The 20,317-nt window shown below is 72.2% G+C and carries 20 protein-coding genes; 9 read left to right on the plus strand and 11 right to left on the minus strand.

The features are described 5' to 3' along the window. Positions 1-88 precede the first annotated feature (88 nt). The 3 genes from ACFWZ2_RS16790 to ACFWZ2_RS16800 form a co-directional block, all read right to left on the minus strand. Positions 89-1,327 carry an acyl-CoA dehydrogenase family protein gene (locus ACFWZ2_RS16790; RefSeq protein WP_384546214.1) on the minus strand — a complete coding sequence of 413 codons (1,239 nt, stop codon included), beginning with the start codon at positions 1,325-1,327 and terminating at the stop codon, positions 89-91. A gap of 9 nt (positions 1,328-1,336) precedes the next feature. Continuing rightward, positions 1,337-2,368, minus strand: coding sequence for a phosphotransferase family protein (locus tag ACFWZ2_RS16795; protein WP_384546216.1), 1,032 nt, complete (start codon positions 2,366-2,368; stop codon positions 1,337-1,339). A 95-nt stretch (positions 2,369-2,463) separates the two neighbouring features. After that, positions 2,464-2,760, minus strand: coding sequence for a hypothetical protein (locus ACFWZ2_RS16800; RefSeq protein ID WP_384546218.1), 297 nt, complete (start codon positions 2,758-2,760; stop codon positions 2,464-2,466). A 116-nt stretch (positions 2,761-2,876) separates the two neighbouring features. Between ACFWZ2_RS16800 and ACFWZ2_RS16805 the strand changes: the two genes are divergently transcribed. Then, positions 2,877-3,812, plus strand: a complete 936-nt coding sequence (locus tag ACFWZ2_RS16805) for an NADP-dependent oxidoreductase (protein WP_384546220.1) — start codon at positions 2,877-2,879, stop codon at positions 3,810-3,812. Between the two features lie 18 nt (positions 3,813-3,830). On the opposite strand, the gene ACFWZ2_RS16810 is transcribed toward ACFWZ2_RS16805, so the two are convergent. The 6 genes from ACFWZ2_RS16810 to ACFWZ2_RS16835 all read right to left on the minus strand — a co-directional run bounded on the left by ACFWZ2_RS16810 (position 3,831) and on the right by ACFWZ2_RS16835 (position 7,534). Next, positions 3,831-4,175 (minus strand): DUF202 domain-containing protein, encoded by a 345-nt coding sequence (locus ACFWZ2_RS16810; protein ID WP_384546222.1) that lies wholly within the window; start codon positions 4,173-4,175, stop codon positions 3,831-3,833. Then, the gene (locus ACFWZ2_RS16815; protein WP_384546223.1) at positions 4,163-4,555 is read right to left on the minus strand and encodes a YidH family protein; all 393 of its coding nucleotides are present in this window, start codon (positions 4,553-4,555) and stop codon (positions 4,163-4,165) included. The genes ACFWZ2_RS16810 and ACFWZ2_RS16815 overlap by 13 nt, the downstream gene beginning before the upstream one ends. Before the next feature lie 23 nt (positions 4,556-4,578). Then, positions 4,579-5,115, minus strand: a complete 537-nt coding sequence (locus ACFWZ2_RS16820; RefSeq protein ID WP_384546225.1) for an NUDIX hydrolase — start codon at positions 5,113-5,115, stop codon at positions 4,579-4,581. A gap of 15 nt (positions 5,116-5,130) precedes the next feature. Further along, positions 5,131-5,901 carry a glucose 1-dehydrogenase gene (locus ACFWZ2_RS16825; protein WP_384546227.1) on the minus strand — a complete coding sequence of 257 codons (771 nt, stop codon included), beginning with the start codon at positions 5,899-5,901 and terminating at the stop codon, positions 5,131-5,133. Next, complete coding sequence (locus ACFWZ2_RS16830) at positions 5,898-6,542, minus strand: TetR/AcrR family transcriptional regulator (protein ID WP_384546229.1); 645 nt, start codon at positions 6,540-6,542, stop codon at positions 5,898-5,900. The genes ACFWZ2_RS16825 and ACFWZ2_RS16830 overlap by 4 nt, the downstream gene beginning before the upstream one ends. Positions 6,543-6,616: 74 nt before the next feature. Continuing rightward, on the minus strand, positions 6,617-7,534 hold the full coding sequence (locus ACFWZ2_RS16835) for a DMT family transporter (RefSeq protein WP_384546231.1): 918 nt from the start codon (positions 7,532-7,534) through the stop codon (positions 6,617-6,619). Between the two features lie 255 nt (positions 7,535-7,789). On the opposite strand from ACFWZ2_RS16835, the gene ACFWZ2_RS16840 reads away from it, so the two are divergent. From ACFWZ2_RS16840 to ACFWZ2_RS16860, 5 genes are all read left to right on the plus strand, one after another. Continuing rightward, positions 7,790-9,445 carry an FAD-binding dehydrogenase gene (locus tag ACFWZ2_RS16840; RefSeq protein ID WP_384546233.1) on the plus strand — a complete coding sequence of 552 codons (1,656 nt, stop codon included), beginning with the start codon at positions 7,790-7,792 and terminating at the stop codon, positions 9,443-9,445. A gap of 215 nt (positions 9,446-9,660) precedes the next feature. Then, the gene (locus ACFWZ2_RS16845; protein ID WP_384546234.1) at positions 9,661-10,623 is read left to right on the plus strand and encodes a hypothetical protein; all 963 of its coding nucleotides are present in this window, start codon (positions 9,661-9,663) and stop codon (positions 10,621-10,623) included. 44 nt (positions 10,624-10,667) lie between these two features. Then, positions 10,668-12,233, plus strand: a complete 1,566-nt coding sequence (locus ACFWZ2_RS16850) for an APC family permease (protein ID WP_384546236.1) — start codon at positions 10,668-10,670, stop codon at positions 12,231-12,233. 132 nt (positions 12,234-12,365) lie between these two features. After that, a complete protein-coding gene (locus ACFWZ2_RS16855; RefSeq protein WP_384546268.1) occupies positions 12,366-13,031 on the plus strand; it encodes a molybdopterin-dependent oxidoreductase in 666 nt (221 codons plus the stop codon). Beyond that, positions 13,015-13,638: a cytochrome b/b6 domain-containing protein gene (locus ACFWZ2_RS16860; RefSeq protein WP_384546238.1), complete on the plus strand. Its 624-nt coding sequence runs from the start codon at positions 13,015-13,017 to the stop codon at positions 13,636-13,638. The genes ACFWZ2_RS16855 and ACFWZ2_RS16860 overlap by 17 nt, the downstream gene beginning before the upstream one ends. A gap of 79 nt (positions 13,639-13,717) precedes the next feature. On the opposite strand, the gene ACFWZ2_RS16865 is transcribed toward ACFWZ2_RS16860, so the two are convergent. Then, positions 13,718-15,115 carry a gluconate:H+ symporter gene (locus ACFWZ2_RS16865; protein ID WP_384546240.1) on the minus strand — a complete coding sequence of 466 codons (1,398 nt, stop codon included), beginning with the start codon at positions 15,113-15,115 and terminating at the stop codon, positions 13,718-13,720. A gap of 131 nt (positions 15,116-15,246) precedes the next feature. Beyond that, positions 15,247-15,768 carry a gluconokinase gene (locus tag ACFWZ2_RS16870; RefSeq protein WP_384546270.1) on the minus strand — a complete coding sequence of 174 codons (522 nt, stop codon included), beginning with the start codon at positions 15,766-15,768 and terminating at the stop codon, positions 15,247-15,249. Between the two features lie 135 nt (positions 15,769-15,903). On the opposite strand from ACFWZ2_RS16870, the gene ACFWZ2_RS16875 reads away from it, so the two are divergent. The 3 genes from ACFWZ2_RS16875 to ACFWZ2_RS16885 all read left to right on the plus strand — a co-directional run bounded on the left by ACFWZ2_RS16875 (position 15,904) and on the right by ACFWZ2_RS16885 (position 20,310). Beyond that, a complete protein-coding gene (locus tag ACFWZ2_RS16875) occupies positions 15,904-16,605 on the plus strand; it encodes a FadR/GntR family transcriptional regulator (RefSeq protein ID WP_384546242.1) in 702 nt (233 codons plus the stop codon). A 38-nt stretch (positions 16,606-16,643) separates the two neighbouring features. Next, on the plus strand, positions 16,644-17,063 hold the full coding sequence (locus ACFWZ2_RS16880) for a YchJ family protein (RefSeq protein ID WP_384546245.1): 420 nt from the start codon (positions 16,644-16,646) through the stop codon (positions 17,061-17,063). Positions 17,064-17,436: 373 nt separating this feature from the next. Next, entirely contained in the window at positions 17,437-20,310 is a 2,874-nt protein-coding gene (locus ACFWZ2_RS16885) for a peroxidase family protein (protein ID WP_384546247.1), read from the plus strand. Positions 20,311-20,317 lie beyond the last annotated feature (7 nt).

Below are 20,317 nucleotides of genomic sequence, written 5' to 3' on the forward strand. Positions count from 1 at the left end.
CACCCGCCGTGGAACCTGCCGCGGCAGACGCGACCGCGCCCCGGCGGGGGCTGAGCGCGCAGTTCCCCGCGCCCCTTACGGGGCGCACCTACAGGTACTTCTTCAGCTCACGCCGCGCCAGCGACCGCTGATGCACCTCGTCCGGCCCATCGGCCAAGCGCAGCGTCCGCGCCCCCGCCCAGAGTTCCGCCAGCGGGAAGTCCTGGCTCACGCCCCCCGCGCCATGGAGCTGCACCGCGCGGTCGAGGATGTCGACCACCGCGCGGGGGGTCGCGATCTTGATGGACTGGATCTCCGTGTGCGCGCCCTTGTTGCCGACGGTGTCCATCAGCCAGGCCGTCTTCAGGACGAGAAGACGCAGCTGCTCCACCGTGACGCGGGCGTCGGCGATCCACTCCTGCACCACGCCCTGCCGGGCGAGCGGCTTGCCGAACGCCGTGCGGGCCACCGCGCGCCTGCACATCAGCTCGATGGCGCGCTCGGCCATGCCGATCAGGCGCATGCAGTGGTGGATGCGCCCTGGGCCGAGCCGCGCCTGCGCGATGGCGAAGCCGCCGCCCTCCTCGCCGATCAGGTTCGACGCGGGGACCCGCACCCGGTCGAAGATCACCTCGGCGTGCCCGCCGTGGTAGTGGTCCTCGTAGCCGTACACCTTCATGGCGCGCCGCACTTGGAGGCCGGGGGTGTCGCGCGGGACGAGCACCATCGACTGCTGGCGGCGGATGTCGGCGCCGTCCGGGTCCGTCTTGCCCATCACGATGAAGATCTTGCAGTCGGGGTTCATCGCCCCGGAGATGTACCACTTGCGGCCCGTGATGACGTACTCGGAGCCGTCGGCGGAGCGCTCGATGCGCGTGGTGATGTTCGTGGCGTCGGACGAGGCCACCTCGGGCTCGGTCATCGCGAACGCCGAACGGATCTCACCGGCGAGCAGCGGCTCGAGCCACTGCTTCTTCTGCTCGTCGCTGCCGAACTGCGCGAGCACTTCCATGTTGCCGGTGTCGGGCGCCGCGCAGTTCAGCGCGGTGGGCGCCAACTGCGGGGAGCGGCCGGTGATTTCGGCGAGCGGGGCGTACTGGAGGTTGGTGAGCCCGGCGCCGTGCTCCGCGTCCGGAAGGCTGTGCTGGTCTACGAAGAAGAGGTTCCACAGGCCCTGCCTGCGGGCCTCGGCCTTCAGTTCCTCGACGACCGCCGGGGTGTCCCAGGGCGAGGCGAGACGGGCGCGCTGCTCCTCGACGACCTGCTCGGCGGGGTGGACGTGCTCCTCCATGAAGGCGAGCAGCTTGCCGCGCAGCTCTTCGGTGTGCGCGTCGAATGCGAAGTCCATGGCTGTCTCTCAGCCTTCCTGTCGTCCCTGGAGGGTGGTGAGGCCGTGCTCGATGAAGACCGGGACCAGTTCGCCGATCCGGTCGAAGCCCGCGCCGACGGTCTGGCCGAGCGTGTAGCGGTAGTGGATGCCTTCGAGGATCACGGCGAGCTTGAACCAGGCGAAGGCCGTGTACCAGGAGACGGCGGAGACGTCGCGCCCCGACCGCGCGGCGTACCGCTCGATGAGCTCGGCGGGGTCGGGGTGGCCCGGCGCGCCCGCGGTGGTGCTGACGGGGGAGTCGGGCACCTCGAGCCTGGCGCTGTACATCACCAGGAGACCCAGGTCGGTGAGGGGATCGCCGAGGGTGGACATCTCCCAGTCGAGGATCGCCTTGATCCGGTCGTCCTCGCCGATCAGGACGTTGTCGAGCCGGTAGTCGCCGTGTACGACGGTGGCGGCGGGGGAGCCGGGCAGCCGGCGCCCCAGGGCGGCGTGCAGTTCGTCGATCCCCGCGAGGTCGCGGTTGCGCGAGGCGTCCAGCTGCTTGCCCCAGCGGCGCAGCTGTCGGTCGAGGAAGCCGTCGGGGCGCCCGAAGTCGCCGAGGCCGACCGCCGCGGGGTCCACGGCGTGCAGGTCGACGAGGGTGTCGACGAGGCCGAGCACCGCGGCGCGGGTGCGCTCGGGGCCGAGCGGGGCGAGCTGTTCGGCGGTGCGGTACGGGGTGCCGTCCACGAACTCCATGACGTAGAAGGGCGCGCCGATCACGGCGTCGTCCTCGCACAGGAGCAGCGGCGCGGGGACCGGCACGTCCGTCGGGTGCAGCGCGCTGATCACCCGGTGCTCGCGCTTCATGTCGTGCGCGGTGGCGAGCACGTGGCCCAGCGGGGGGCGTCGTACGACCCAGCGGGACGCGCCGTCCGTCACGGCGTACGTGAGGTTGGACCGGCCGCCCTCGATGAGCCGGGCGGTGAGCGGCCCGCCCACCAGGCCGGGCCGCTCGCGGTCGAGATGGCCGCGCAACGTCTCCAGGCCGAGGCCCGGCGGGTGGTCAGCGCTCATGGATCACTCCTGATCGGCATCGTGGTGGCGTGCCACTACATGATGCCGACCAGTCGGTATGCCGTCTAGCCCCGCAGGGGCGCGGGGAACTGCGCTCAGTGATCGTCCCAGTGCCCGTCATGGGCGGCATGCCGATGCCCGTCGTGCAGATAGTCGACGTGATCGGCATGGGCGACGGCGGCGTGCCCGCAGCCGTCGCCGTGCTGGTGGTCATGCCCCTGGTGGGTCACGTGCCCGGCGGCCTCGCACTCGTCGTAGTGGTCGGTGTGCAGCCGGTGCATGTGACCGTCGTGCGCATAGTCGACGTGGTCGCCGTGCGGCACCTCGGGGTGGCCGCAGGCCGGGCCGTGGATGTGGTCGTGGACGGGGTGTTCGTGGTGGAGCGTGGTCATGGCGCACACCTTGGGGGAGAGGGGTGGGTGACCCTCTCAGGCTAGCCCCCTATGCCCCTTTGATGCCGTTATGGAAGCCTGGTTGATGTTTCCACGACCTCCGCGAAGGCGGCCCCATGAAGGCGATCAGCTACCGCAGCTACGGCGGACCCGAAGTCCTCGAGTACGGCGAGGTGCGCGACCCCAAGGTCGGCCCCGACAGCGTCCTGGTGAAGGTGCGGGCCGCCGCCGTGAACCCCGTCGACTGGAAGTGCCGCGAGGGCTACCTCGACGCCGCCCTCGACCCGGTCTTCCCCGTGATCCCCGGCTGGGACGTGGCCGGTGTGGTGGTCCAGCCGGGCGCCGCCGTCCCGGAGTTCGCGGTCGGCGACGAGGTCATCGGCTATGTGCGCGAGGACTTCCTCTCGCGCGGCACCTTCGCCGAGTACGTCGCCGCGCCCGTGCGCACCCTGGCCCGCAAGCCCCGCAACCTCACCTTCGAGGAGGCCGCGGGCCTGCCGCTCGCCGGACTCACCGCCTACCAGGTGATCACCAAGGCGCTGGCGGTCGCGGAGGGCGACGTCGTGCTCGTGCACGCGGCGGCCGGCGGCGTCGGCTCGCTCGCCGTACAGCTCGCCCGGCACGCGGGCGCCCGCGTCATCGGCACCGCCAGCGAGCGCAACCACGACTATCTGCGCGAGCTCGGCGCGGAACCGGTCACCTACGGGGACGGGCTCGTCGACCGGGTGCGCGCGCTCGCGCCCGAGGGCGTCGACGCGGCCTTCGACACGGTCGGCGGCGACGCGCTCAAGGCATCGGCCGAACTCCTCGCGCCGGGCGGCAGGCTGGCCTCCGTCGCGGACGGCGGGGTGATCGGCCTGGGCGGCCACTACTGCTTCGTACGCCCGGACGCGGCCGATCTGCAGCGGCTCGCCGAACTCGCCGAGCAGGACGTCCTGACCGTGCACGTCGACGAGACGTTCCCGCTGGAGCGGGCCGCCGAGGCGCACCGCCTGAACGCGGAGGGCCGCACCCGGGGCAAGATCGTCGTCACGGTGGAGTGGACGGACTGACCGCCCCGCGCCGCCGCCTCAGAACACCATCGCCGCGGCGCACACCGCGAGCGCGAGCGTGCACAGGACCGCGGCGCGCGCGGCGGTGACCGTGAGCGCCCGCGGCCTGCACGCGGTCAGGGCGACCATCCTGCGGTGCGCGACGGTCAGGAAGCCCACCCAGAGCAGCAGGCACAGGGCGCAGGCGAGGACGCCGACCACCGTGGGGCCGTGGTGCAGCGCGGCCCGTCCGGCGAGCACCGCGGCGACCGTGCACGACAGCGTCGTACGCCGCCACGCGAGCCGTGTGCGCTCGGGCTGGAGCCCGGGGTCCCGGACCTGCGCCCCGCCGTGCGCCGCCTCTTCTCGGGTCACCCCTCCCACCCGAAGAGCACGACCACCACCATGGCGAGCGCGACCGCCGCGACCGCCAGGCTCAGGAGCATGGGGAAGCGGCTCAGGGGCAGGTCGTCGCCGCGCCGCATGGCCCGCTCGCAGCGCACCCAGTGGTTGACCGCGCGCAGCGAGCAGAGGACGCCCGCCGCGAGCAGCGCGAGGGCGAGCCCGACGCGCCAGGCCCAGCGCAGGTCGGGCAGGAACTGGTCGACCGCGAAGCCGCCGCCGATCAGGGCGAGCGCGGTGCGCAGCCAGGCCAGGAAGGTGCGTTCGTTGGCGAGCGAGAAGCGGTAGTCCGGGGTGGCGCCCTCCTCGCGGATGCGCTCGGGTGCGAACCAGGGCCTCAGACTCCGTACGAAATTGCTCACGGCCGCACCATAAGCCGTGCCGGTCAGCCCGCGCGGAAGGCCTTCAGGCGGTGGTAGGCGTCGAGCCCGTCCGGCACCCACTCCCACTCGCCGAGCCGCCGCTCCAGCTCCTCGTCGGTGACGAAGGCGTGCCAGGCGACCTCCTCGACCTGCGGGTTCACCGGCAGGTCGCAGCGCACCTCGAAGAGGTGCGACCACCAGCTGTGCCCGGCGCCGTCGTCGTAGAGGAACTTGAACAGCGGTGTGGGGCGCGGGAGTCCACGCACCCCCAGCTCCTCCTCCGCCTCGCGCAGCGCCGCGTCCTCGTACGACTCGCCCGCACCGACCACACCGCCGACGAACATGTCGTACAGCGAGGGGAAGACCAGCTTGATCGGGGTGCGGCGGTGCACGAAGACGCGGCCCTGCGCGTCCCGCACCTGGATGAACGCGCAGCGGTGCCGCAGACCCCGCGCGTACGCCTCGGCGCGCGGGGCCTCGCCGACGATCTCGTCGTGCTCGTCGACGATGGTCAGGATCTCTTCGCGGGGGTCGGCCTGTCCGGCGTGTGAGTCACTCATGCCGACCATCCAACCTCACTGCCCCATGACGTACTTGACCGTGGGGCCCGCCGTCCAGCCGCCGTCGACGGCGAGTTCGGCGCCGGTCACGTAGGAGGCGGCGTCGGAGAGCAGGAAGACCAGGGCGGCCGCGATCTCGTGCGGCTCGCCGACCCGGCCCATCGGGGTGTTGGGGTACTTGCCCTCGCCCTTCTCGATGCCGACCTGGGCGGTCATCGGGGTGTACGTCATGCCGGGGTGGACGGAGTTGACGCGGACGCGGGCCGTGCCGAGCTCCACCGCGCCGATCTTGGTGAGGCCGCGCACGCCCCACTTCGACGCGCCGTACCCGGCGGTGAGGGCGAGGCCCATCAGGCCCGCGGCCGAGGAGATGTTGACGATGGAACCGCCACCGGCCTCCTTCATCGCGGGGACGACGGTCTTCATGCCGATGAACACGCCGGTGAGGTTGATGTCGAGGACCCTGCGGAAGTGCTCGACGGACTCCGACTCCAGGAACTGCCCGGTGGATATCCCGGCGTTGTTCACCAGGCCGTGGATGCCGCCGAACTCGGCGATCGCGAGCTCCGCGACGCGCTGCCAGTCCGCCTCGGACGTCACGTCGTGGTGCGCGAAGCGGGCCCGCTCGCCGAGCGCGTCGGCGGTGGCCCTGTCCTCCTCGTCGAGGACGTCGGTCAGCACGACGTTCGCTCCGGCGGCCACCGCCTGGCGGGCGGCCTCGGCGCCGAGGCCGCGGGCGGCGCCGGTGATGACGACGGTCTTGCCGGTGAGGTCGTGGTCGGTCATGGGGTGTCTCCAAGGTGGGGTTGCGGGGCCCGCAGCAGGGCCGCGGTGGTCTCGACGAGGTCGGCGAGGAAGAGCCGCTCGTCGGTCAGGGGGGTGCTGCCCGCCAGATACTGGCGGGCGCGGTCGCCCATGGCGGCGCCGACCAGCGTGAGCGCGAGGTCGAGCCGCTCCAGGCGCACCGGCTCGGGCAGGCCCGCCACGGTGAGGCAGTCCTCGACGCGGCCGATCAGCTGCCAGTAGACGGTGCCGTCGATGGTGGGGTGGGGGGTGCGGGTGCGTACGCCGCTCTCGTGGCTGAGCTGCGCGGACACCCGCAGACAGCGCCGCCCGCGCTCCGTGCGCAACTCGGTGGCCTCGGCGGCCACGAGGGCCCCGAGCAGCTCGCGCAGACCGGCGCCGTCGCCGACGCGGTCCAGCTCGCCGGCGAGCACGGCCTCGGTGCGTTGCTGCCGTGCGGCCATCACCGCGTCGAGGAGTCCGCCCCGGGACCCGAAGTGGTACTGCACGGCCGAGGGGTTGCTCTGCCCCGCGATCCGGACGATGTCCCGCAACTGGGCCCCGTCCACGCCCTGCGCGGCGAAAACTTCCTCCCCGGCCCGGATGAGCTTCTCCCGGGTCTCGGGACCTGATGTCCTGGCCATGCCGCCACTGTAATGCTGGCCATTATTAAAAGCGAGGGGCGGGGGCGAGGGTGGGGCGCCGAGGGGTGGTGCCCCTACGGGGCGGTCCGGTGCCGAGAGGCGTGCGGGAGGGTGGGAGAACTCCGCCGCGAAGCGGCGGGCCCCTGCGGCATGGCGGGATGCAGTCCAAGGAGCACCACCCCCACCACGATCCCGAGCAGCCCCACCCCTTCCCACGCCAACGCCCCCGCGTCGGTGCGGACCCGGTCCCCGAGGAACCCCACCCCGCACGCGATCCCGGCGAGCGGCTGCGCCGCCGTGAGCGCGGGCAGCGACATCCGCAGCGGCGCGGTCTCGAAGGCGCTCTGCACCAGGACGAGCCCGGCGATCCCGAGCGCCAGCACGCCGTACGGCTCCCAGCCGGTGCAGAGCGCCACCCAGCCGTCGTCGGACAGCCGCTGCCCGCTCACCCGCGTCAACGCGTCCTGTACGCCGTACAGCAGCCCGGCCGCGAGCGCGAGCAGCACGGGCCCCGCGCCGAGCCGGGACCGCTTCGCGTACGCCGTGAGCAGCAGCGCCCCGCCGACCATCACGCCGACGATCAGCCAGTGCCGCACGGGGTCCGTCACCACGCTCCCGCCGCGCGGCTCACCGGCGACGATGAACGCCGTGACGCCGCCCGCGAGCAGCGCGAGCCCGGCCCAGCCCTGGCGGCCGAGCGGCTGTCTGGTCTGGTGGCGGGAGAGCGCGAGCGCGAACAGCAGGTTCGTGGCGAGCAGCGGTTCGACCAGGGACACCTCGCCGCGCCCGAGGGCGACCGCGCCGAGCGCCATGCCGCACACCATCAGGCCGATCCCGGCGAGCCAGCGCGGCACCCGCACCAGGTCGAGCAGCAGCCGCGGCGAGAGGAAGTCGCTCAGCGGGGCGTGCCGGGCGGCGTTCTGCTGGAGCACGAAGCCGAGGCCGAGGCAGCAGGCGGCGCCGACGGCGAGGAGGAGGACCAGTACCGGCACGTGAGGCACCTCGGGGCTCAAGGCGGGTCGGGGGAGGGGGACTTGACGTGCGGGGAGCCGTGGGACGAGGGGTACGGCGAGCGCGCCGGGGTCGGCGCCCGGAGGGTACCCGGCCGACGATAGTCCCCTTCGTCCCGCTCCGCGCACGCGCGCTTGACGAACTCGTGCGCTGTGTCGGTTGACGTCCGTCACGGAGCTATCCAGGATCTGACCCACCAGTAACCTTGCGGGACCCTGTCGAGGAGGACGACCTCTATGGCGTACGACGCAGATGTGATCGTGATCGGGGCGGGGCTCGCCGGGCTCGCGGCGACCGCGGAGCTCGTCGACGCGGGCCGCCGGGTCATCCTCGTCGAGCAGGAGCCCGAGCAGTCGCTCGGCGGCCAGGCGCACTGGTCCTTCGGCGGGCTCTTCTTCGTCGACTCGCCCGAGCAGCGCCGCCTGCGGATCAAGGACTCGCACGCGCTGGCCCTGCAGGACTGGATGGGCACGGCCGCGTTCGACCGTCCGGAGGACCACTGGCCGCGCAAGTGGGCCGAGGCGTACGTCGACTTCGCGGCGGGCGAGAAGCGGTCCTGGCTGCACGGGCAGGGCGTCAGGTTCTTCCCGGTCGTCGGCTGGGCGGAGCGCGGCGGTTACGACGCGCAGGGCCACGGCAACTCGGTGCCGCGCTTCCACATCACCTGGGGGACCGGACCCGGACTGCTCGCGCCGTTCGTGCGGCGGGTGCGCGAAGGGGTCGCGCGCGGCCTCGTCCAGCTGAAGTTCCGCCACCGCGTCAGCGGTCTCGGGCGCAGCGCGGGCACCGTCGACACGGTCACCGGCGAGGTCCTCGAGGCGTCGGGCGTCGAGCGCGGCAAGGCGAGCAGCCGTGAGGTGACGGGTTCCTTCGAGTTCCGGGCGCAGGCGGTGATCGTCACCTCCGGCGGCATCGGCGGCAACCACGATCTCGTACGCGCCAACTGGCCGCAGCGCCTGGGCACTCCGCCGGAGAAGATGATCTCCGGGGTGCCCGCGCACGTGGACGGCAGGATGCTCGGGATCGCCGAGGGCGCGGGCGCGCGACTGATCAACCGCGACCGCATGTGGCACTACACCGAGGGCATCGAGAACTGGCACCCCATCTGGGAGAAGCACGGCATCCGCATCCTGCCGGGCCCGTCGTCGCTGTGGCTCGACGCGCGCGGCGAACGCCTGCCCGTGCCGCTCTTCCCCGGCTTCGACACCCTCGGCACCCTCGAACACATCATGGGCACCGGGTACGACTACACGTGGTTCGTGCTCAACCAGCGCATCATCGGCAAGGAGTTCACCCTCAGCGGCTCGGAGCAGAACCCCGATCTGACGGGCAAGTCGGTGCGCGGGGTCATCGACCGGGCGCGGTCCGAAGTGCCGGGTCCCGTCAAGGCGTTCATGGACCACGGCGTCGACTTCGTCGTCGAGAAGGACCTGGGCTCGCTCGTGCGCGGCATGAACGCCCTGACCAAGGAGCCCCTGATCCAGGAGGCGGCGCTGCGCCGCACCCTCGCCGCGCGCGACCGCGAGATCGCCAACCCGTTCACCAAGGACCTCCAGGTCACGGCGATCCGCGGGGCCCGCAGGTTCCTCGGCGACCGGCTCATCAGGGCCGCGGCGCCGCACCGCATCCTGGACCCCAAGGCCGGTCCGCTCGTCGCCGTGCGGCTCAACATCCTCACGCGCAAGACGCTCGGCGGCCTGGAGACCGACCTGTCCTCGCGCGTCCTGACCGAGGGCGGCGAGCCTCTCGCGGGCGTCTACGCGGCGGGCGAGGCCGCCGGGTTCGGCGGCGGGGGCGTGCACGGATACCGCTCCCTGGAGGGCACGTTCCTCGGCGGCTGCCTCTTCTCGGGGCGTACGGCGGGGCGGGCGGCGGCGGCCGCGGTGCGGTAGGCGCCGGGGCGCCGCGGGAGCACTGTAGAAGTCTTGTAGAAGTAAAGCGCATACATCCAGTGGCGGGAGTCGTCCCAGGTGAGGAGCGAAGTCGGCAGATTTTGAAATGAGTTGGTGAAGGGGTGGGGTGGCACTGGGCCTTGACGTGGCGTGCCGCCTACCGCTTTGCTGTGCGTGATCATCCGCACGCAGCCGCGCCTGGAGGACGTCCCGCGGTGTCACCACCCCCACCTCCGCTCGGCCGTTCCCGCAAGAAGCGGACGGCGCACGCCTTCGACGCCGCACTCGACGACGCCGAACTCGTCGCCGCACGCACCGCGTTGACCCAGGGCCGGTGGACCGAGGTCCGCGCCCTGCTCGCCGCCACCGGCGACGACTGGGACCGCAGGGGGCACCGCTTCGACGTCCTCGCCCAGGAGCCCACCACGGCGGCCTGGGTGCGCGACTGGCGGCTCGCCGAGCCCGAGAGCTACGACGCCGAGGTGCTGCTCGCCTTCGCTGACGTGCACAAGGCGCTGCGCGGCAAGGCCCGTTCGGACAAGGTGCGTGCCGTGTGCCGCGAGGCGGCCGCGCGCGAGCCCGCCGACCCGACGCCCTGGCTCGCGCTGCTCCTGCTCGAACGGTCCCTGGGCCGCGAGGAGGACGTCGTACGCCTCTTCGACGAGGTCCGCCACCGCCACCCCGAGCACCACCACGCCCACCACCTGATGGTGGCCAGGCTCGCCGAGCGGCGCCCCGGCGCGGGGCAGGACCCGCTGCACGAGGTGTACGACTTCGCCTCCTGGGCGGCCGAACAGGCGCCCGTCGACTCGCCGTTGGCGGTCCTGCCGGTCGTCGCGCACGCCGAGCGCTACCGCGTCCTCGCCACCGCGGGCCTCGAACCGCCGGATCCCGCCGCCTCCGGGCACTGGACGGGACGCCGCGCCCGGGGCGTGCTGAAGGCCGCCTTCGACTGGTGGCTGGAGTGGGAGACGCCCGGCGCCCCCGCCCACCCGCGCCGCTGGATCGACCTCAACTTCCTTGCCCACGCGAAATCCTGCGAGGGCAGGGCGGCCGAAGCCGCCGCGCTCTTCCACCGCATCGGACGGCACGCGACCCCGGCCCCCTGGTCGTACCCGGACCGGGACCCGTACGAGGCGTTCACCGCCGCGCGGGCCACGGCGCTCGGATCGGCCTGACCATCCGTACCCCCGATCCGTACCCCCGAAAGGACCACCGCGCCATGGCGACGGGACGTTCGAGAACGAGCGGCAGCAGCACCCTCGGAGCACCGACGGGTGACACCGGCATCAGCACGTACAAGGGCCAGGAGACCGCGCTGCGGGCCGGCCGGCTCGGCACGGCGGGCCTGCTGCTCTCCGTGCTCGCCGCGACCGGGCCGCTGATGGTCGTCGCCGGGGTCATGCCCACCACCTTCGGGGTGATGGGCATCGTCGGGCAGCCGCTGCTCTTCCTCATCCTCGGCGTCGTCCTCGCGCTGTTCAGCTTCGGGTACGCCGAGATGAGCCGGCACGTCCACAACGCCGGAGCCTTCTACGCGTACATATCCCGCGGCCTCGGCGGCACCGCGGGCGCGGGCGCCTCGCTGGTCGCGCTCGTCGCCTACAGCGCGCTGCAGGCGGGCCTGTACGGCATGCTCGGCTTCGAGGTGTCCGGGCTGCTCCAGACGTACCTCGAGGTCGAGGTCGCCTGGTGGATCCCGGCGCTCGTCGCGGTCGCCGTCGTCGCCGTGCTCGCCTGGCTGAAGATCGACCTGAACGCGCGCGTCCTCGGCGTGCTGCTCCTCATCGAGGTGGCGCTCGTCGTCATCTTCGACATCGCGGCCATCGCGGACCCGGCCAAGGAAGGGCTGTCCCTGCACGCGTTCAACCCGGACACGCTGACCGGCGCGGGCGTCGCCACCTCCCTGTGCTTCTGCATCGCGGCCTTCACCGGCTTCGAGCAGGCGCCCGTCTACGCCGAGGAGACCAGCCGCCCGCAGGTCGTCGTCGCCCGCGTGATGTTCTTCGCCGTCGGCTTCGTCGCGGTCTTCTTCGCGCTCAGCTCCTGGGCGCTCACGGTCGCCGCGGGCCCCTCGGGGATCGTCCCCGCGGCGCAGGAACAGAGCGCGGGACTCCTCTTCAACCTCACCGAGTCCCGGCTCGGCGGCACCTTCACCGACGTCCTCCATGTCCTGTTCGTGACCGGCATGTTCGCGGCGATCCTCAGCTTCCACAACGTCGTCGCGCGGTACGCCTTCGCGATGGGCCGCGAGGGCCTGCTGCCCGCCGCGTTCGGCCGCACCAACACCTCCACCGGCGCCCCCGGCACCGGCTCGCTGCTGCAGACCGTCGTCTCCGTCGTGGTCGTCGTGGGCTTCGCCATCGCCGACGACGGCAAGGCGGGCGACCCGACCGCGCCCGTCCTCCACCTGTTCACCTGGGGCGGCAACATCGGCGCCCTCGGCGTGATCCTCCTGATGGCCACCGCCTCGATCGCCGTCATCGTCTTCTTCGTACGCAGGGGTGCCGCGCGCACCCAGATCTGGCGGATCACCGCATCCGCGCTCGCCACGGTCGGCCTGCTCGTCATCGCCGGGTACACCGTCAAGGACTTCGACGTCCTCGTCGGCGCGGGCGAGGGCTCGGCGCTCAGCTGGGTGCTGCCCGGCATCATCCTGCTCGCCGCCCTCGTCGGCGTGGTCTACGGCGCGGTCCTGCGCTCCAGGAACCCCGCGGCCCACGCCCGCATCGGGCTCGGCAACGAGGCGTTCCAGCTGGAGAAGGCGTCCGGCGGCGCCGAGTTGTGACGGAACGCTGACGCCCGCACGCGGCCCCTGGCCTCCGGGGGCCGCCGGTGCTCGAATCGAAGCGTGACCACAGAAGAGACCACGGCGGACGACGGGCGCGGTGCGCCGGTCGGCCGCCGCATCGTGCTCGGCATGCTCGGCATCGGCGCCCTCGGCGTCGCCGCGGCGCCCCCGCTCCAGCGCGGCCTGGAGTCCTTCCTCGGCGCCGCGGCCGACAAGGACCCCACGGGCCTGACCGAACTGCTGCCCAACGGCGGCGGGTTCCGCTACTACTCCGTCGCCGCGTCCGTGCCGCACAAGAGCACGTCGACGTACCGCCTGAAGATCGACGGCCTCGTCCGGCGGCCCGCCACCTACACGCTGCCCGAGCTGCGCGCCCTCCCGCAGACCCGCCTGGTGCGCGACGTCCAGTGCGTGACGGGCTGGCGGGTGCCCGGGACGCCTTTCGAAGGCGTACGGCTCACGCGCCTGCTCGACGCCGCGGGGGTGCGCCCCGCCGCCCGCGCCGTCCGGTTCACCTGCTTCGACGGGACGTACAGCGAAAGCCTCACCCTCGAACAGGCCCGCAGGAAGGACGTGTTGGTGGCCCTGCGCATGCAGGACGAGCCGCTCGGCCACTCCCACGGCGGACCCGTCCGCCTGTACGTCGCCCCCATGTACTTCTACAAGTCGGCGAAGTGGCTCTCCGGCATCACGGTGACCGACGAGGTCGTGCCCGGCTACTGGGAGCGGCGCGGCTACGACGTGGACGCGTGGGTGGGCCGGTCGAACGGGCGGGACGATGCGCCGACTGTCTGAGCACCCGCCCCAAGCCCCCGTCCGGGTCCGCAGGTTCAGCCGCGCCGAACGCTGGGTGCACCGCACCACGGCCGCCCTCATGGGCCTGTGCGTCGCGACGGCCGCCTGCCTCTACATCCCCCAGTTCGCCGAACTCGTGGGCCGCCGCGCCCTGGTGGTCACCGTCCACGAGTGGTCGGGCCTGCTGCTGCCCGCCCCGTTCCTCGCCGGGCTCGCCTCCCGCGCCTTCCGGGGCGACCTGCGCCTGATGAACCGCTTCGGCGCGCACGACACGGCATGGCTGCGGTCCGTGCTGCGGCGCGGGCCGCGGCCCGCGGCGGGGAAGTTCAACGCGGGCCAGAAACTGTTCGCCGGGTGGCTGGCCGGAGCGGTCCTCGTGATGCTCGGCACGGGCCTGCTGATGTGGTTCACCCACCTCGCCCCGCTGACCTGGCGCACCAGCAGCACCTTCGTCCACGACTGGCTCGCCCTGGCCGTCGGCGTGGTGCTCGCCGGGCATGTGGGGATGGCCCTGGGAGACCCGGAGGCGCGGCGGGGGATGCGGACGGGGTCCGTGGACCCGGGGTGGGCGGAGCGGGAACACGCGTTGTGGCGGCGGAAGGACTGAAGGGCGGAGGGGCTGAAGGATCAGCCCCTCCGCCGCCTGAGGAGTGGAGTCCGGGGCGGAGCCCCGGGAAGACGGTGCGCTAGATGACCAGGGACAGGAGCAGGACAAGGCCGCCCGCGACCACGGAGATGATCGTCTCCATCACCGACCACGTCTTGATCGTCTGACCGACGTCAAGACCGAAGTACTCCTTGACCAGCCAGAACCCCGCGTCGTTGACGTGCGAGAAGAACAGCGAACCCGCGCCGATGGCAAGGACGAGCAGCGCCGTGTGCGTGGTCGACATGTCGGCGGCCAGTGGCGCCACGAGCCCCGCCGCCGAGATCGTCGCGACCGTCGCCGAACCCGTCGCGAGCCGGATCGCCACCGCGATCAGCCAGGCGAGCAGCAGCGCGGGGATCGACCAGTCCTTGGAGAAGTCCAGGATCATCTGGCCCACGCCGACGTCGATGAGCGTCTGCTTGAAGCCGCCGCCCGCGCCCACGATCATCAGGACGCCCGCGATCGGGGCGAGCGACTTCTCGACGGTCGTCGAAAGACGGTCCTTGGTGAAGCCCGCCGCACGGCCCAGCGTGAACATTCCGACGATCACCGCCGCGAGCAGCGCGATCAGCGGCGAGCCGATGACGTCGAAGACCCGCTGCACGGTGGCCTCCGAGTCGTCGACCACGATGTCCACGAGCGCCTTCGCCAGCATCAGGACGACGGGCAGCAGCACGGTGGCGACCGTCGCGCCGAAGCCGGGGCGCTTGTCCAGGTCCTCCGAGGGACGCTGCGGGAGCATCTTCTCCGGGGCGGGCACGTCCACCCAACGGGCCGCGACCTTCGAGAACAGCGGCCCCGCGATGATCACCGTCGGGATGGCGACGAGGACACCGAGCGCGAGCGTGACGCCGAGGTTCGCCTTGACCGCGTCGATCGCGACGAGCGGTCCCGGGTGCGGCGGGATGAGCCCGTGCATCACGGAGAGACCCGCGAGGGCCGGGATGCCGATCCGCATCAGCGAGTAGTTGCCGCGCTTGGCGACCATCAGGACGACCGGGATCAGCAGCACGATGCCGACCTCGAAGAAGAGCGGCAGACCGATCACCGAGGCGATGAGCACCATCGCCCAGGGCATCGCACGCCCGCCCGCCTTGGCGAGGATCGTGTCGACGATCTGGTCGGCGCCCCCTGAGTCGGCGAGCAGTTTCCCGAGGATCGCGCCGAGCGCGATGAGCACGCCCACGCCCGCGACGGTCGAGCCGAGCCCGCCGGTGAAGCTGGTGATGGCCTTGTCGAGCGGCGCGCCCGCGAAGGCCCCGAGCGCGAGCGACCCGACGGTCAGCGCGAGGAACGCGTGCAGCTTGAACTTGGTGATGAGCAGGACGATGACGGCGATGCCCGCGAGGACGGCGATCCCCAGCTGGGCATGGCCCGCAGAGGTGATCGGCTCGACGGACTCCGCTGCCAGCATCTCGACGCTGAGATGGGTCACGGTGGGTTCCTAGTACGTGGGTACGGGGTGGGCGCCCCTTCAGGGGCGCGGGGCTGTTGCATGTGCGGCTTCGCCGCGTGGGCGCGACGGGCCACGACCGGCCCGCAGACGGAGAACTGGAGAACTACTGCTCAGTGGAGTTCGAGGCCGCGAAGCGCCTCGACGGCCCGGTCGGCGATCTCTTCGGGCGCCCCCGAGACGTCGACGGAAACCCCAGCCTCATCCGCCCCGAGCTCCTGCAACGTGGCGAACTGGGAATCAAGGAGCGCCGTAGGCATGAAGTGCCCCTGCCGATGCGACATCCGCTCCTCGATGAGGGCCCGCTCACCGGTGAGGTGGACGAAGACGACGCCCGGCGCAGCCGCCCGCAGCCGGTCCCGGTAGCTCCGCTTCAGCGCCGAACTGCTGACCACCCCGCCGCGCCCCGCACGCCCGTGCGCCCAGGTGCCGATGGCGTCGAGCCAGGGCCACCTGTCGTCATCGGTGAGCGGCGTGCCGGAGGACATCTTCCGGACGTTCTCCGCCGGGTGGAAGTCGTCGCCCTCGGCGTAGGGGACGCCGAGCCGGTCCGCGAGCAGGGGGCCGATCGTGGTCTTGCCGGTCCCTGCCACGCCCATGACTACGACGACGTGAGTGGTGTGCTGGTGCCGCATCGTGCTCTCGCTGTCTTCATCGACATCGGTCGGTTCGTTCACGTCACTGAAACCCATTAGGTCTGACGAATTCAAGAGTCTGTGACATAAAAGTCTGACTTATTGTTCCCGGTCCTCTCCTCGTAGGCTTCCGTCATGACCGCACAGGCCCGAGGGCTGCACTCCCGCGTACTGGAAAGCCTCGGGCCCGCCATCACCGCGGGCGAGTATCCGCCGGGCAGCGTGTTGCGCACGGACGAGCTGGCCCAGCGCTTCGAGGTGTCCCGTTCCGTGATGCGCGAGGCGGTCCGCGTCCTGGAGTCCATGCATCTCGTCGCGTCCCGGCGCCGCGTGGGCGTGACCGTGCTGCCCACCGAGCAGTGGAACGTCTACGACCCGCAGGTCATCCGGTGGCGCCTCGCCGGTGCCGACCGGCCGCGCCAGCTGCGCTCCCTCACGGTGCTGCGCTCCGCGATCGAACCCGTCGCCGCGGGACTCGCCGCGCGCCACGCCACCGCCGAGCAGTGCGCCGAGCTCACCGCGTGCGCCCTCGGCATGGTCGCCCACTCGCGCGGCCACCAGCTGGAGGGCTATCTGAAGCACGACGTCGCCTTCCACCGGGTCATCCTCAACGCCTCGGGCAACGAGATGTTCGCCCGGCTCGGCGACGTCGTCGCCGAGGTCCTGACCGGACGTACCGCCCACCAGGTGATGTTCGAGGACCCGGACCCGCCCGCCGTCACCCTGCATGTGCGGGTCGCCGAGGCGGTGCGCGAGGGCGACGCGGCCCGCGCCGAGGCGCTGACCCGCGAGATCGCCGAAGGGGCGCTGCAGGAGCTGGACATCCTCGCCCCCTGAGGCGGGGGCCCACCGCGCGGTCGGCGACAATGGACCCCATGTCCCGACGCTCCTCCCGCACCGCACGCACCGCACGCCCGACGTGCTGCCCCTGCGGCCACCCCGAGCCGTACGAGAAGTGCTGCGGCGTCCTGCACCGGGGCGAGGCCGCCGCGGCCACGCCCGAGCAGCTGATGCGCTCCCGCTACAGCGCGTTCGCGGTCCGGGACGAGGCGTACCTGCTGCGCACCTGGCACCCGGCCACCCGGCCGCCCCGCGTGGAGTTCGACCTGGCGATGCGCTGGACCGGCCTGGAGATCGAGGACACCACCGAGGGCACGGCGTTCCACACGACGGGCACGGTCACGTTCCGGGCCAGTTACACGGACAGCGGCCGCAAGGACGCACTGCACGAACGCAGCCGCTTCGAGCGGACCGACGGCGCCTGGGTGTACGTCGACGGCACGTTCATCGACTGACGGGCGGCACGGCCGGGTTCGGGGGCGCGGGCGCATCCCGGACCTGCCGAAGGCCGGGCGCAGCGTGCACCACGCCGCACGCCCCCGGCGTGCACCCGTCGCGACCCGGCCATCGCGTGGACCGTGCGCGTGGGGCTGGTGGGAAACATGGATTCACACGGGGTGTGAACGCGCCGCCCGCCACCGGCCACCGCCCGCTCCGAAACCCCGCCCACGGGCCCAAATGCCCTGGCCCGCCCGCCTGTTCGAGGTGCGGGAACGCCCCCGCACATGGCGGGAACCGCCGCTGCGGCCGACCGTCACCGCCAGTAACGTCTGCCTGCCCCCTGTCCCGTACGCAGTCCCGTACGCCGTGCGAAGGAAGTGGCGCCCGATGGCCGACACCGGACAGCACCAGCAGAGTTACGAGCGCTACATGGGCGGCAGCCCCGAGGCGGAACGGCGGCTTTTCGAGCGGCTCGCCCAGGAGCTGATGAAGGTCCAGGAGAAGAACCGGCGCGCGGCACGGGCGGGCGGCCTGGAACGCACCCTGCACGCCAAGGCCGCACTCGGCGTCGAGAACGGCCGGCTGCGCTTCCGCGACGACCTGCCCGACGCCCTGCGGCACGGCTTCGCACAGCCGGGCGCCGCATACCCGGCGACCGTACGGCTGTCCAATGCGAGCGGCATACGGCAGGCCGACGGCGCGCCCGATCTGCGCGGCGCCGCCGTGCGCGTGACGGTGTCCGGCGAGGAGAGCCACGACCTGCTCGCCACCAACCACCCGGTGTCGCACGCCCGTGACGCCCGTGAGTTCGTCGCCTTCGCCAAGGCCATGGCGGGCGCCACGGGCCCCCTGGGCAAGGCGATCGGACTGCTCGTCAAACTCCCGCTCGCCGTCGGCCTCTCCGCCGCCACCCGCATGCGCCGCAACGTCCAGGCCGCCACCCGGCACGCCGTCGACAGCCTGGCGGGGGAGACGTACTGGAGCCGCAGCGCCATCCTGTGGGGCGAGGCGGGACCGGTCCGCTATCTGCTGCGCCCCGCGGGCAACAACACCACGAGGACGGACACCGAGGGCCGCGACCCGCAGTATCTGCGCCGCGAGCTGGAGACCCGGCTCGCCCGCCAGGACATCGCCTTCGACCTGTGCGTCCAGCGGTACGTCGACGAGCAGCGCACCCCCGTCGAGGACGGCTCCGTGGAGTGGCTCGAGTCCGTCGCGCCCCCGGTGCCCGTCGCCACGCTCACCGTCCCCAGCCAGGACCTCGACACCGCGGAGGCACGCGCGGCGGGCGGCCGGGTCGAGGCGCTCGGCTTCAACCCCTGGTTCACCACCGACGCGTTCCGCCCGCTCGGCAACCTCAACCGCGCCCGCAAGGCCGCGTACGAGGCGAGCGCCGCGCACCGCAACGGACTGCGCTTCGTCACCGAGGAGCCGCTGCGCAACAAGGTGCTCGGCGTGCCCGTCGGCGCCGCGTTCCGGCTCCTGAACCGCTATGTGCCGTGGTACAAGCTGCCGTTGGAGGCGAGCCTGCTCAACCTCGTCTTCCTGCGGAAGGCACTGCGCCGCCTCAACCTCATCGACACCGACCCGCACGAGGCGCCGCCGAAGGCCGTCCCCGTTCCCGCGCCCCTCGACGAGAGCCTGCGCACCGCGCGGTCGTACGACGGGACGTACAACGATCTCTCCGCGCCCCGGATGGGTGCCGTCGGCGCGCCCTTCGGACGCAACCTCAAGCCGGACTACCGGCCCGACCTCTTCGACACCCCGAACCCGGTCACCGTCAGCCGCCAACTCCTGTACCGCGACACGTTCCTGCCCGCGACCTCGCTGAACGTGCTTGCCGCCGCCTGGATCCAGTTCCAGGTCCACGACTGGGTCAACCACCGCCGCCACAAGCCGGGCGGCAAGGCCGTCGAGGTGCCGCTGCCGCCCGGCAGCACCTGGCACAACACGCCCGGCGGGCCCGCCGAGCGTGTGATGCGCTTCGCCGAGAACGAGGGCATCGAGCTGCCCGGCGAGCAGCCGCCGCTCCTCTTCGCCAACGTCGCGTCGCACTGGTGGGACGGCTCCGAGGTGTACGGCGAGAGCGAGCAGACCGCGCGGTATCTGCGCGAGCCCGACGGCGGCGCCGAACTCCGCCTGGAGGACGGGCACTTGCCCATCAGCCAGAACGGCATCCCGCTGACCGGCTTCGCCGAGAGCTGGTGGCTCGGCCTGAGCGCCATGCACACCCTCTTCGCCCGCGAGCACAACGCGGTCTGCGACGCGCTGCGGCGCGCCTACCCGTCGATGAGCGCGGAGAGCCGCTACCACACGGCGCGCCTCGTCGTCTCCGCCCTCATCGCCAAGATCCACACCGTGGAGTGGACCCCCGCGATCCTCGCCACCGAGGCCATCGACCTCGGCCTGCACACCAACTGGGACGGCCCGCCCGACAGTTGGCTCAGCAAGCTCGGCCTGTGGCTCCTGGAGTCCCACTCGCTGACCGGCATCCCCAAGACGCTCCCCGACCACCACGGCGTGCCCTACTCCCTGACCGAGGACTTCGTCACCGTCTACCGCATGCACCCGCTGATCCCCGACGACTTCGAGATGCGCGAGCACCACTTCGGGCAGCGCCTGGAGACCCTCGGCTTCCACGACATCCAGGGCGGCGCCGCCGAGGCGGCCATCCGCAAGACGGGCCTCGCCGACACCCTGTACTCCTTCGGCATCGCCCACCCGGGCGCGATCACGCTCCACAACTTCCCGCGCGCACTGCAGCAGTTCGAGCGCGACGGCGAGATCATCGACCTGTCCGTCGTCGACCTCGTGCGCACCCGCAGGCGCGGCGTGCCCCGCTACAACGACTTCCGCGCGGGCCTGCACAAGCCGCGCATCCGGCGCTTCGAGGACCTCACCGAGGACCCCGAGACCGTGGCACGGCTCAAGGACGTCTACCACTCGGTCGACGAGATCGACACGGTCGTCGGCCTGTTCGCCGAGAACCCGCCGCACGGCTTCGGCTTCAGCGACACGGCCTTCCGCATCTTCATCCTCATGGCCACCCGGCGGCTGCAGAGCGACCGCTTCCTCACCGTCGACTTCCGCCCCGAGATCTACACCCCGCTCGGCATCGACTGGGTCCAGAAGGGCGGCATGAAGTCCGTCCTGCTGCGGCACGCCCCGGAACTCGCGGGGCTCCTGCCGCGCGGCGCGAGCGCGTTCGCCCCCTGGCGCCAGGTGCAGCCGGTGAACGGCGGCGCCGGTCGTGCCGGCTGAGGGGCAC

The organism is Streptomyces sp. NPDC059002 (assembly GCF_042740435.1).
Lineage (GTDB): Bacteria > Actinomycetota > Actinomycetes > Streptomycetales > Streptomycetaceae > Streptomyces.